We start from the raw sequence: 11,632 nt of genomic DNA, 5'->3' as shown, positions 1-11,632 counted from the left end.
GTACCGATGCGACAACCTGTCACATGCCACCCGTTTACCGCCCGTAGCGCTGTTGGCTGCCATTCAGACGCTATGCTAGGTTGGCCGCCTCGCCAGGAAGGCCCGCCAACAGCAGGAGCGCAACATATATGAGGAACGCACATGGCTGAGGCCACGCCCGCGCTTGAAATCCGCAACTTGCACAAACGCTACGGACAGCTTGAGGTGCTCAAAGGCATCTCGCTGACCGCCCGCGACGGCGATGTGATCTCGATCCTGGGTTCCTCCGGTTCCGGCAAGTCCACGTTCCTGCGCTGCATCAACCTGCTGGAAAACCCGCACCAGGGTCAGATCCTGGTGGCCGGCGAAGAACTCAAGCTCAAAGCCGCCAAGAACGGCGAACTGGTCGCAGCCGACGGCAAGCAGATCAACCGCCTGCGCAGCGAGATTGGTTTTGTGTTTCAAAACTTTAATCTGTGGCCGCACATGAGCGTGCTCGACAACATCATCGAGGCCCCTCGTCGCGTGCTCGGCCAGAGCAAGGCCGAAGCCATCGAAGTCGCCGAAGCCCTGCTGGCCAAGGTCGGCATCGCCGACAAGCGTCATGCGTACCCGGCGCAACTGTCTGGCGGCCAGCAACAACGCGCGGCCATTGCCCGCACGCTGGCGATGCAACCCAAGGTGATCCTGTTCGACGAACCCACCTCCGCCCTTGACCCGGAAATGGTCCAGGAAGTACTTAATGTCATCCGCGCACTGGCCGAAGAAGGCCGCACCATGCTGCTGGTCACCCACGAAATGGGTTTCGCCCGTCAGGTGTCCAGCGAAGTGGTGTTCCTCCACCAGGGCCTGGTAGAAGAGCAAGGATCGCCACAGCAGGTGTTCGAAAACCCGCTTTCGGCGCGCTGCAAACAATTCATGTCCAGCAACCGCTAACGGAGCTACCCGCATGCAGAACTACAAAAAGGTCTTCCTGGCAGCCGCCGTCACCCTGGCGTTCAGCGCCGGTGCCATGGCCGAAACCCTGAAGATGGGCATCGAAGCGGCCTACCCGCCGTTCAACAACAAAGATGCCAGTGGCAATGTCGTCGGCTTCGACAAGGAAATCGGCGACGCCCTGTGCGCCAAGATGAAAGTCGAATGCACCGTGGTCACCTCCGACTGGGACGGCATCATTCCGGCCCTGAACGCCAAGAAGTTCGACTTCCTGATCTCCTCGATGTCGATCACCGACGAGCGCAAGCAAGCTGTCGACTTCACCGACCCGTACTACTCGAACAAGCTGCAATTCATCGCCAAGAAAGACGTCGACTTCAAGACCGACAAGGATGCGCTGAAAGGCAAAGTGATCGGCGCCCAGCGCGCGACACTGGCCGGCACCTGGCTTGAAGACAACATGCCTGGCGTTGAAACCAAGCTTTATGACACCCAGGAAAACGCTTACCTCGACCTGACCTCCGGTCGTCTGGACGGCATCCTGGCGGACAAATACGTCAACTACGAGTGGCTGAAAAGCGACGCCGGCAAGCCTTACGAATTCAAAGGCGACCCGGTGGAAGAAAGCGACAAGATCGGTATCGCCGTTCGCAAGAACGACCCGATCCGCGAGAAGCTGAACGTCGCACTGAAAGAAATCGTTGCTGACGGCACCTACAAGAAGATCAACGACAAGTACTTCCCGTTCAGCATCTATTGATACTGACCTGCCGGACCGACGCCGTTTTCTGACGGTGTCGGTCCCCGGCCTTGCCTGCCGCGATTTGAAAAGAAATCCATGATTATCGACCTCTACGGATTCGGCCCGGCGCTCGCCGCTGGCGCGCTGATGACTGTGAAACTGGCACTCTCGGCCCTGTGTCTCGGGCTGGTGCTCGGTTTGCTCGGCGCCTTGGCCAAGACTTCCCCGTACAAGCCGTTGCAATGGCTTGGCGGCACTTATTCGACACTGGTTCGCGGCATCCCGGAACTGCTCTGGGTGCTGTTGATCTACTTCGGCACGGTCAACCTGATGCGTGCCCTGGGCGAGTTTTTCGGCAACCCCGACCTTGAACTCAATGCCTTTGCCGCTGGCGTGATTGCGCTGGGCCTGTGCTTTGGCGCCTACGCCACGGAAGTGTTCCGCGGTGCAATCCTGGCGATCCCCAAAGGCCACCGCGAAGCCGGTGTGGCACTGGGTCTTTCGAAGTTTCGCATCTTCACCAAGTTGATCATGCCGCAGATGTGGCGCATCGCCCTGCCCGGCCTGGGCAACCTGTTCATGATCCTGATGAAAGACACCGCGCTGGTGTCGGTGATCGGCCTGGAAGAAATCATGCGTCACGCGCAAATCGGCGTGACCGTGTCCAAACAGCCGTTCACCTTCTATATGGTGGCCGCGTTCATGTACCTGGGCCTGACGATTCTGGCCATGACAGGCATGCACTTCATGGAAAAACGCGCCGCTCGCGGCTTCGCGAGGAGCACCCAATGAACTGGGAAGTCATCATCAAGTGGCTGCCGAAACTGGCTCAGGGCGCAACGCTGACCCTGGAACTGGTGGCCATCGCCGTGATTGCCGGCCTGTTGCTGGCGATTCCGCTGGGCATCGCACGTTCGTCGCGCCTGTGGTGGGTGCGGGCATTTCCCTACGGCTACATCTTCTTTTTCCGCGGCACGCCGTTGCTGGTTCAGCTGTTCCTGGTCTACTACGGCCTCGCGCAGTTCGATGCGATCCGTAACAGCTCGATGTGGCCGTACCTGCGCGATCCGTTCTGGTGCGCCACGGCGACCATGACCTTGCACACCGCAGCCTACATCGCCGAGATCCTGCGCGGGGCGATCCAGGCGATCCCACCGGGCGAGATCGAAGCGGCGCGGGCGCTGGGCATGTCCCGGGCGAAAGCGCTGTTCTACATCATCCTGCCGCGAGCGGCGCGCATCGGCCTGCCGGCGTACAGCAACGAAGTGATCCTGATGCTCAAGGCCAGCGCGCTGGCCAGTACCGTGACCCTGCTGGAACTGACCGGCATGGCTCGCACCATCATTGCCCGGACGTATTTGCCGGTGGAGATCTTCTTCGCCGCAGGCATGTTCTACCTGCTGATGGCTTACGTGCTGGTTCGCGGCTTCAAGCTGCTGGAGCGCTGGTTGCGCGTCGATGCCTGCCAAGGGCGTTGATTCCCGCGTGTTGACGGGCGAGGCCCTGCTCGCCCGCTTCATGGCGCTGGATGCTTTTCTGATCGAGCATCAGGCGCTGTGGAAGCCGCGACCGTTTACTCATCTGCAACTTCCTTGGGAAGCGTCCTACCCGGAGCTGGCTGAATGGCTACGCGGGCGGTCACTGGAAGACGCGGAAAACAGTCATAACCAACCTTGCCTTCTGGATGCGCCGGAACCGTTTGCTTCGCTGGCGGCGCTATCCCTTGAGCTGGGTTCGGTGGGTGAGCTGCCGGCACACACGCTGGAGATCGCAGGGCATCGGTTGAATGTCGATGTGCCGGGGCGCAAGTGGCAGCAGATCGAGGCGTTTGCCAGCCGGTTGTCGTTTGCTGCGCCACCGATGCATTGGCTGGATTGGTGCTCGGGTAAAGGCCACTTGGGTCGACGCCTGCTGCAAACCGGTCAGCAGCTCACGTGCCTGGAACATGATCCTGCACTGGTGCTAGGCGGTCAGGCGCTCAGTCAGCGCCATCAACTGCATGCGCTGCATGTCGAGCAGGATGTGCTGGCGCCTGGCGCCGCCTCTTTGCTGAACGCCGATCACACACCGGTCGCACTGCATGCCTGTGGCGATCTGCATGTGCGATTGATCCAGCTCGCCAGCGCCGCCGGGTGCAAACAAATGGCCATTGCGCCGTGTTGCTATAACAGGATCAGTCTTCCTGCATACCAGCCAGTTTCCTCCGTCGGTTTGCGCTCCGACCTACAGCTGTCACTCGACGATCTCTCACTCCCGATGAGCGAAACCGTCACCGCCGGTGCACGCGTCCGACGTCAGCGCGACACGTCCATGGCCCGTCGCCTGGCCTTCGATTTGCTGCAACGGCAACTGCGCGGTGTTGATGAGTACCTGCCCACGCCTTCCCTGCCAAGCGCCTGGCTGGACAGATCTTTCGCCGACTACTGCCACCATCTGGCCGCATTCAAAGAGTTATCCACAGTCGGCCCGCAAGACTGGTCAGCGCTCGAAGCCGCCGGCTGGCAGCGACTGGCCGAAGTGCGCAATCTGGAACTGCTGCGCGGACTTTTCCGACGTCCGCTGGAGCTTTGGCTGAACCTTGATCGAGCACTTTTCCTCTCTGAGCAGGGTTATACCGTTCGCCTCGGCACCTTTTGTGAAACCCCACTTACGCCGCGTAACTTCCTGTTGCTGGCGGAACGCGCCTAAAACAGCCACAGCCTGTGGATAACTCTGTTGATGAAATATCGTGGATCCAATGTTTACGCCTGTTTCAGGGCTGAAACCAAACTGTTCAATTTTCGTACACCCGAATAAAAAACCGGAAAAACAGGCATTTGCGAGAAAATGAGACTGGATCCACATTTTCGATCTTAACCGCGTGCATCGCATTCGCCGTTGTGCATAAGCATTAATTCAAAAGAACATAAACGCCCCGGAAATCCTCAACTATCTTTGCCAAGCGTCAGAATTCTCTGATGTCAGGGACAGCAAGGAGCTGGGAAAACATGAGCACATTGAACAGTGCACAGGAAGCCGTCGATACCGTCGCCAACGAAGCCATTGTCGCTGCGTTGCAGCAAACCTTCGCGGTGGGCGGCGCCATCATCAACAACGCAACGGGCGAGGTCATCGCCGCGCTGCACAACAACGTGCTGATGCCTTTCCCTGGCGGCGGCACGACTTACTTTCTACCCCACGACCCGACCGCCCACGGCGAACGGCAACTGGTGGACTGGTACTACGAAAACGTCGCACCACTGAACCTGCCACCGCCCAATCAACTGACCGTCGTCACCACGCTCGACCCGTGCGCCATGTGCGCCGGTTCGCTGCTGACCGCAGGATTCAACGTCGCCGTCAGTGCGATCGATGACTACGCGGGTATCAACTACAACAGCCAGTTCACCTTCCCATCGCTGCCGCCGCAGATCCGCCAGCAGGCGCAGAACACCTGGGGCTATTACGCGATTGCAGCGCCAGTCAGCCGCGCCTATCAGGGTTCGAACAGCCCGGTGTTCGGCGGCCAGACCATCGATTCGGCGGCGTATTTCCTGTGCAGCTCGATCTTCTCCGCCAGCGTCAACACGGTGCGCGACGCCAGCAACAACAGCGGCCTGCCGCCGGATCAACTGCAAAACCCCGCCACCCTGCCGGCCAACAGCAAAGTGCGCCAGGCACTCACGGCACTCAGTCCGTTTGCGCTGACCGTGCAATCGGCGAACCCACGGGATCCCGGCGCCGAACTCGCGCCTCCCCTGCTGAAAACCGCGCAGCAAAGCACGGTGTTCAACTCAGTGGCGCTGATCGACCCGTTCGGTAACCTGCTGGTGTGCCTGGGAGGCGTCGAGAACCAGTCGCCGATTCGTACAGCGTTCATGGAAACGACCCGCAGCTATGCGGTCATGCGCTGGACCCTGATGAACGACCCCGATCCGGTGGTTCGCGAACAGGCAGCGCAATACTTGACCCATCCGAAGTACGGCACCTTCGTCTTCCTCTATGCCCCCGATCCAACAACGCCCCAGGCCGTGATGACCTTCGGCGCGTACGGTTCGACCATGGAAGGCCCTGTGCCGCAGAGCTATCCGTCCAACCTGCAATACGTGTTGCTGCCGGGCAACACCACCGCGCAAGCGTTGTCGACACTGGCCCAGAACCTGCCGCCGTTCTATACGCAAAGCGTGCAAGTGGCGCCTGCGCAGGTGCTGAGTCAGGACCTGATCAACGCGGTTAAAAACGGCGTGTGATGCTTCGCTGGCCAGCCCCGCAGATGCGTCTGTGGGGCTGGTCTGACGGCTGCGTAAAAATAGTCTGAATTCAGGGGTTTACAGAACCAACCCAATCGCTATAATCGTCGCCCTAACACGCCGGTATAGCTCAGTTGGTAGAGCAACTGACTTGTAATCAGTAGGTCCCGGGTTCGACTCCTGGTGCCGGCACCATATAAAAGAAGGGCTTGCAGCGATGCAGGCCCTTTTTTTTTGGATCGAACGTAACAATATACGTAATAAGCAGCGATCCAAGCGGGATCATCTCCAAAGCGTTCAGCTTTAGCCAAAATGCAACGCTCTATACCGCTCTACACCGTTGCGTTCAGAGAAATGCGTTAGCCTTCCAAGAAGTAGCCATTGATCTAGTGCCCCTATAAGGAAATAGCATGTCCGCCACTGTATTGACCATCACCCTGCTTTCGCGCTTGCTTGCTCCGGCATTTAAAGATCTCTACGACGGAGCTAAAGGTCAGGTCAAGCAAGCTCTAGAGAAGCTGTCGACGGCTGCGGGGACAAAAAAGCTCGCCACCACGCTAATGAAAATCGACAAGGTGAAAACGATCTGGTCCGCCGAGGATGAGGTCTCGCTTAAAAAGTTCTACTACCCGTCAAAGCTCGGCGTAGGGGACCAATCTTTGATAATCAGTTCCATCCAAGAACTACCTGAAGGCAACCTCATAATTCAGGGAATTGTAGGGCAAGGCAAATCCATTTTTATGAGACATTTGGCCTGCTCGCTTTTGAATACTCAGGCGATCAGTGAAATACCTATATTTCTTGAACTGAGAAACATATCACCTAAACGTAACCTCCAGGCGATTATTGAAAATTACTTTAAAAGTGTCGGTATTCCTGAGAACAGCGAAACATTTGACCATCTAGCCTCGTCAGGAAAAATAATACTATTGCTCGATGGGTTCGATGAAATACCCGAAGAGTGCATCACTGACATAATCGTTGACATAGACTCATTGCAAACAAGATTCTCCGACCTCAAAATCATCATATCCAGCAGACCGCAAAGCAGCATACAAAATCTTGTAGGCTTCAGAGTATTACGTCTAGTACCATTAATACCAGAAGACTATGACCCGTTTGTAAAAAAACTGATACCATCAATTGATAAACGAACTGATGTAGTCAGCGCACTTCATTCATGCCCACCCAATATTAAGGGGATTATATCCACCCCCTTAATGCTCACCTTAGTAATCGTAGTCTATCAAACAGAGAAAGAGATCCCGCTAAGCCTTGCAGAGTTTTTTGATAAATTGTTTGGCATTGTATTTACCAAACATGACAAGCTAAAAGCGGGCTTTAACAGACAACACCACAGTGGACTGTCTGAACGCCAATTGAGGCAGCTCTTTGATGCCTTTTGCTTTATGGCCGTGCAGACAGGTGGTGGGCGCTCTCTGACCCGATCACAGTTTAACAAAGCTTTCGATCACGCCTTAAAATATGCGCCCGAGTGTAAGTGTGATATCGATTGCTTTCGGCACGATATAACTAAAGTAGCGTGCTTACTCATTGAAGAAGGATTAGACCTAACAACTTTTCTACATAAAAGCATTTTAGATTACCATGCAGCGGCATTTGTCAAAGAGTTGCCAGACGTCAGAGCGGAGATTTTTTATTCTGCAGCTGCCACCAAATATAGACGGTGGCAGCCAGTATTAAGCTTCCTAAGCGTAATCGATCAACCTCGATTCGCAAAAGACTACTATCTCAAAACCATGGTGCAAGCACACACTGAACTTTTCGAAGTCCTAAATGACTCTGACGAAAGCAAACTTCCAGACTACATTAACAATCTAAGCTTTTACCCAGAAGTTGGCATCCGAGATAAAAGCCTAACATCATGGGGAATTTCGCGCACAGCCAGAAATGAACTAGAAGAAGAAATTCTCTCATCGTTAATGAATGCGACAATGGATATGATACATAACGCTCACGACTCTGAAATCGAAGCAGCATTTAAGATGTCAGGCTCTATGATTGAAAGTAAAACCAAGACTCAAAAAATCAAGCTACGGGACTTGCTTAAAGTTCTTAATCTTGACCTCCTTAGAAATGAACTAAGAGAGCTTGAACAGCAGATATTTCACAATATAGAAAACTCTAGAAATATCATTGAGGCGGAAAGTTCAAAAGAAAGTGCGTTTGAGGACATTCTGGATAGCCCCCCAACTCCTCAAGCACGAAGAAAACAAAAACCGGCCACCAAGAAGTAGCCGGTAGTCACGAGAAAGCTCACGGAAGCCTTAGGTTTCCCACGCTGATAACGAGGGTTCGATTCCCTTCACCCGCTCCACTATTTTCAAGGCCTCCAGCAATATCGAGGTAGCATCAAGCGAGACTGGTAACAGTTTCAGTGACAGTTACTCAGAATTCGCGGGGCCAAAAAGGGGACAGATTTATTTTCTATCAGTGCCCCCTTTCTTCAGAAATAGGGACAGATTTATTTCCAATGATGAAAAGTAAGTCCGACCCTCGTTCAGTTGGGGTCCACTCCTGGTGCCGGCACCATACAAAACAAAGCCCTAGTAGAAATACGAAGGCTTTGTTGTTTATGGGGTTTGCTCTCACCACTTGGTACGAGGGCGTTGCCGTGTGTGAAACACCCCGAGGATTTGCAGGCGATCACCGCGTACCCGGTAGGGAATGAGATAGGAACAATTGGGTACTGCCCATTCGCGTGTGTTTCTGACTCGACCTTTCCGGCCCAGGGCTGGGAATACCAACAGCTTGTCTAGCTTCTTCCAGGTTTTTGAGGGCTTTTTCCAGCTACTCAACCCGCATTCCTGCTCCAGCGCCGGGCGCGCATCGCCGCTACCTGATCATCGGAAGCGAATTTACCCTGATCTGCCTCCTCTACCGCCAGTTCGATCTGCGCAGTCAGTGTCCTCTCGTGCTCGATGTAGTCGCGAAGAACGTCCGTCGCCAAGTGGCTCACACTTTGGCCATTCATCCTGGCCAGATCGGCGAGAGCGTTTGAAAGGTCTTCCGGCAGGTTCAGGGATACTTCGGTCACGGTTGCCTTGATAGTGAACGTTGGTTGGGCATCATACCGTCGTCGCCCGAGCACACCGATACAGTTCAATCGGTGGAACGTCGTCGGAGATTTCCTAATCGCTCGGTGGAAATACTCCCTTGAAAGGCTTGTACGTGGGATGTACAGCTTGTTTGGTGGTGCTTGTTTAACGCTGATTCGCGTCACTTCCTGAAAGCTACAAAACCTTGCGGCTTTGCCTACAGTTACCCCAGAATCCGCCGGCTTGTGCGGCTATTGCCCGGGTTCTATCGTGGACCTGCCACTGCTCATCAGTGGTCGGGTTTAGCGGCCCGCGTTCCATCGGCTGCAAGTGCACCCATCGCACAGGCGTTTCAATGCCTTCGGTTTGATGGTGGCTGCACGTAGGGCGCCCTCGGGCGCGCCGGCTTTTGCTGATGGTCCCCGGTCCGCTAACCTGCGTGCAGCTGCCACCCTTTTCGCTTAGCGGCGGAAAGGGTTGGCACCCGACAGGACTATCAGCATATGCGTAAGGTAACCCCTGATCCCCCGGATGCAGAAAACGCATCTCCGAACGAAAGCCCCGATACACAAAAGCCCGATGAAGCGACCAACCGCGACGACGATGATCACCACGCCTCCATCGCAGACATCAAAGCCATCCCGCGCAGCCTTCCACAATGTTCATCGCCAACCCGAAAGTCGATGTTCAAGAACTGCTGGGCTTTTCAAGCGAGGCGCTGGCATCCGCCAGTGTTATCACCATGGATGTGGCAGACCGAGAGACGGGCACTAGTCGCAACTCCCTGCTGGGTATTCACCAAATCATCATGCTGGCGGAGATCTCGGTGAACCGGGCACTAGACCAACTCGACCCGATTGATTAGAACGCGGCACATAAAAAACAACAAACAGGAGTCGGATTTATTTTCGACTCTGCAAAACAAAGCCCTCATTCGAGGGCTTTGTTGTTTCCGCCGTTTGGAAAAGCCGGTCTTAGTGACCCGCGCTCTGCCCGCCATCCACATGCAGGATTTCGCCGGTAACAAAATTGGCGCTATCCAGATAAACAACCGCCTGAGCAATGTCGCTGATCTCGCCCATGTGCCCGACCGGGTGCAGAGCGCCCAGCGCTGCGTGGGTTTCCTCACCGTGCATCGGCGTCTTGATGATGCCAGGGGAAACCGCGTTGACCCGAATCCCGCGCTTGGCGTATTCGATGGCCAGGGATTTGGTCGCCGCGTTCAAGCCACCTTTGGTCAGCGAAGCCAGTACCGATGGCACGCCGTCGATTGCGTGGTCGACCAGGCTGGTGGTGATGTTGACGACGTGGCCGCTGCCTTGTTTTTCCATCTCGGTGATCGCGAGTTGGGTGATGTAGAAGAAGCCGTTCAGGTTCACCGACAGCACATTGGCGTAGTCTTCAGCGGTGTACTGGGTAAACGGTTTGGCGACGAAGATACCGGCGTTGTTGACCAGGGTGTCGACGCGGCCGAAACGTGCGATGGCTTCGCGGATCACTTGTTGAGCGACTTCAGGGTTGCCGATGTCGCCGGCCACGGTGAGGATGTCCGGATCGGTGGATGGCTTGATCGAACGGGAAGTGGCGACAACTTTGTAATCCAGATCACGGAACGCTTTAACCATGCCGGCGCCGAGACCTTGGGAAGCGCCAGTAATAACGATGACTTTTTTCGAATTGCTCATGATGAACCTCTACTAATAAATGATGGTTTGAAAAGTAAGTAATCAGGCTTCGGCGGGTTCCTTCGCCATTTGTCTCAACATTTGTTCGTAGTACTCGACCGACTGCGAACCGGACACCAGGTGCCGACCGTTGAGGATCATGGCCGGTACCGAATTAATGCCGTGCTGCTGGTAAAAAGCTTCCAGCTCACGCACTTCTTTGGCGAACGCTCCGGACGCCAACACCTCTTGAGCCGCCGCGGCATCCAGCCCCGCTTCGGCTGCCAGTCGAACCAGCGTCTCGCGATCACTCGGGTTCTGGCCGTCGGTGAAGTAACCGCGTAGCAGGATCTTCTTCAGTGCGACCTGCCGCCCTTCCTGTAACGCCCACAACAGCAGACGGTGAGCATCGAAGGTGTTGTAGAAGTGGGTGCGCTTCTCCAGGTCAAACTTGAAACCGAGTGCTTCACCACGAGCGATCTGCATCGCTTTGCCGGCGGCGACGTCTTCAGCGGTGCGCCCGTATTTGCGCATCAAGTGCTCGACGGCTTTCTCGCCTTCAGGCGGCATGTTCGGGTTCAACTCGAACGGCTTGTAGGTCAGCTCCACCGAGACTTCACCCGACACGTTCTCAATCGCCTGCTCTAACGCCGTCGCGCCCAATGCACACCAAGGGCACACCACGTCGGAGACGAAATCGATGGAGACCGACGCAGTCACGACTTGCCCTCCTTCTCAGCCAGTTGCTTGCGGTACTGGGTGGTAGAGATGCCGGCGTAGCCCCAGTTATCGGTGTCGACTTCTTCGATCACGATGTGGGTCAGGTGCGGGTCCTTCTTGAGGACGCGCTCCAGTGTTTCAGTGATTTCAGCGATCACCTGAGCTTTCTGCTCAGAGGTAACGCCATCGCGGGTAATGCGTACGCTTACAAAAGGCATGAGGAAGATCTCCAGTGACCTGCTCATCGGGATGATGGGTAGGTGTTGGAGCTCAATGTAGGAGTTTGGGGGGTGGGGATAAAGG

General features: G+C 55.6%; 13 protein-coding genes and 1 tRNA gene. 9 read left to right on the top strand and 5 right to left on the bottom strand.

What is annotated here, in order from left to right:
- Positions 1-141: 141 nt before the first annotated feature.
- From KGB25_RS27095 to KGB25_RS27060, 8 genes are all read left to right on the top strand, one after another.
- On the top strand, positions 142-915 hold the full coding sequence (locus KGB25_RS27095; protein ID WP_007897462.1) for an ABC transporter ATP-binding protein: 774 nt from the start codon (positions 142-144) through the stop codon (positions 913-915).
- Positions 916-928: 13 nt separating this feature from the next.
- A complete protein-coding gene (locus KGB25_RS27090) occupies positions 929-1,675 on the top strand; it encodes an ABC transporter substrate-binding protein (protein ID WP_008041033.1) in 747 nt (248 codons plus the stop codon).
- A 78-nt stretch (positions 1,676-1,753) separates the two neighbouring features.
- A complete protein-coding gene (locus KGB25_RS27085; protein WP_008024973.1) occupies positions 1,754-2,449 on the top strand; it encodes an ABC transporter permease in 696 nt (231 codons plus the stop codon).
- Positions 2,446-3,135 carry an ABC transporter permease gene (locus KGB25_RS27080; RefSeq protein ID WP_008041034.1) on the top strand — a complete coding sequence of 230 codons (690 nt, stop codon included), beginning with the start codon at positions 2,446-2,448 and terminating at the stop codon, positions 3,133-3,135. Before KGB25_RS27085 ends, KGB25_RS27080 begins: the two co-directional genes overlap by 4 nt.
- On the top strand, positions 3,116-4,345 hold the full coding sequence (locus tag KGB25_RS27075; protein ID WP_223437450.1) for a methyltransferase: 1,230 nt from the start codon (positions 3,116-3,118) through the stop codon (positions 4,343-4,345). Before KGB25_RS27080 ends, KGB25_RS27075 begins: the two co-directional genes overlap by 20 nt.
- Positions 4,346-4,644: 299 nt before the next feature.
- Positions 4,645-5,886 carry a nucleoside deaminase gene (locus tag KGB25_RS27070; protein WP_223437448.1) on the top strand — a complete coding sequence of 414 codons (1,242 nt, stop codon included), beginning with the start codon at positions 4,645-4,647 and terminating at the stop codon, positions 5,884-5,886.
- A 119-nt stretch (positions 5,887-6,005) separates the two neighbouring features.
- Positions 6,006-6,081, top strand: a tRNA-Thr gene (locus KGB25_RS27065).
- Between the two features lie 215 nt (positions 6,082-6,296).
- A complete protein-coding gene (locus tag KGB25_RS27060; protein ID WP_223437445.1) occupies positions 6,297-8,144 on the top strand; it encodes an NACHT domain-containing protein in 1,848 nt (615 codons plus the stop codon).
- A 351-nt stretch (positions 8,145-8,495) separates the two neighbouring features.
- Here the strand turns inward: KGB25_RS27060 and KGB25_RS27055 are convergent, their stop codons facing one another.
- Together KGB25_RS27055 and KGB25_RS27050 are read right to left on the bottom strand one after the other, a co-directional pair.
- A complete protein-coding gene (locus KGB25_RS27055) occupies positions 8,496-8,705 on the bottom strand; it encodes a type II toxin-antitoxin system RelE/ParE family toxin (protein ID WP_411740536.1) in 210 nt (69 codons plus the stop codon).
- Complete coding sequence (locus tag KGB25_RS27050) at positions 8,702-8,944, bottom strand: DUF6290 family protein (RefSeq protein ID WP_223437442.1); 243 nt, start codon at positions 8,942-8,944, stop codon at positions 8,702-8,704. Before KGB25_RS27050 ends, KGB25_RS27055 begins: the two co-directional genes overlap by 4 nt.
- 659 nt (positions 8,945-9,603) lie before the next feature.
- Here KGB25_RS27050 and KGB25_RS30475 point away from each other — a divergent pair.
- The gene (locus tag KGB25_RS30475; RefSeq protein WP_317850754.1) at positions 9,604-9,810 is read left to right on the top strand and encodes a DUF6124 family protein; all 207 of its coding nucleotides are present in this window, start codon (positions 9,604-9,606) and stop codon (positions 9,808-9,810) included.
- Positions 9,811-9,919: 109 nt separating this feature from the next.
- On the opposite strand, the gene KGB25_RS27040 is transcribed toward KGB25_RS30475, so the two are convergent.
- Genes KGB25_RS27040 through KGB25_RS27030 form a run of 3 tightly spaced genes read right to left on the bottom strand, consistent with a single transcriptional unit; the run spans position 9,920 to position 11,547 of the window.
- Positions 9,920-10,630 carry an SDR family NAD(P)-dependent oxidoreductase gene (locus tag KGB25_RS27040; protein WP_008024998.1) on the bottom strand — a complete coding sequence of 237 codons (711 nt, stop codon included), beginning with the start codon at positions 10,628-10,630 and terminating at the stop codon, positions 9,920-9,922.
- Between the two features lie 42 nt (positions 10,631-10,672).
- Positions 10,673-11,329 (bottom strand): DsbA family oxidoreductase, encoded by a 657-nt coding sequence (locus KGB25_RS27035; RefSeq protein ID WP_207284634.1) that lies wholly within the window; start codon positions 11,327-11,329, stop codon positions 10,673-10,675.
- Positions 11,326-11,547 (bottom strand): tautomerase family protein, encoded by a 222-nt coding sequence (locus KGB25_RS27030; protein ID WP_223437440.1) that lies wholly within the window; start codon positions 11,545-11,547, stop codon positions 11,326-11,328. Before KGB25_RS27030 ends, KGB25_RS27035 begins: the two co-directional genes overlap by 4 nt.
- Positions 11,548-11,632: the final 85 nt, after the last annotated feature.

The organism is Pseudomonas sp. BF-RE-21 (genome assembly GCF_019947305.1).
In the GTDB taxonomy this organism is placed as follows: Bacteria; Pseudomonadota; Gammaproteobacteria; order Pseudomonadales; family Pseudomonadaceae; genus Aquipseudomonas; species Aquipseudomonas migulae.
Note: the sequence above shows the minus strand (reverse complement) of the source record. Positions and strands in the feature narration are given on the sequence as shown.

Coding starts and splice junctions, on each gene's coding strand:
- KGB25_RS27095 (WP_007897462.1), top strand. CDS start 142: ATGGCTGAGGCCACGCCCGCGCTTGAAATCCGCAACTTGCACAAACGC.
- KGB25_RS27090 (WP_008041033.1), top strand. CDS start 929: ATGCAGAACTACAAAAAGGTCTTCCTGGCAGCCGCCGTCACCCTGGCG.
- KGB25_RS27085 (WP_008024973.1), top strand. CDS start 1,754: ATGATTATCGACCTCTACGGATTCGGCCCGGCGCTCGCCGCTGGCGCG.
- KGB25_RS27080 (WP_008041034.1), top strand. CDS start 2,446: ATGAACTGGGAAGTCATCATCAAGTGGCTGCCGAAACTGGCTCAGGGC.
- KGB25_RS27075 (WP_223437450.1), top strand. CDS start 3,116: ATGCCTGCCAAGGGCGTTGATTCCCGCGTGTTGACGGGCGAGGCCCTG.
- KGB25_RS27070 (WP_223437448.1), top strand. CDS start 4,645: ATGAGCACATTGAACAGTGCACAGGAAGCCGTCGATACCGTCGCCAAC.
- KGB25_RS27060 (WP_223437445.1), top strand. CDS start 6,297: ATGTCCGCCACTGTATTGACCATCACCCTGCTTTCGCGCTTGCTTGCT.
- KGB25_RS30475 (WP_317850754.1), top strand. CDS start 9,604: ATGTTCATCGCCAACCCGAAAGTCGATGTTCAAGAACTGCTGGGCTTT.
- KGB25_RS27040 (WP_008024998.1), bottom strand. CDS start 10,630: ATGAGCAATTCGAAAAAAGTCATCGTTATTACTGGCGCTTCCCAAGGT.
- KGB25_RS27030 (WP_223437440.1), bottom strand. CDS start 11,547: ATGCCTTTTGTAAGCGTACGCATTACCCGCGATGGCGTTACCTCTGAG.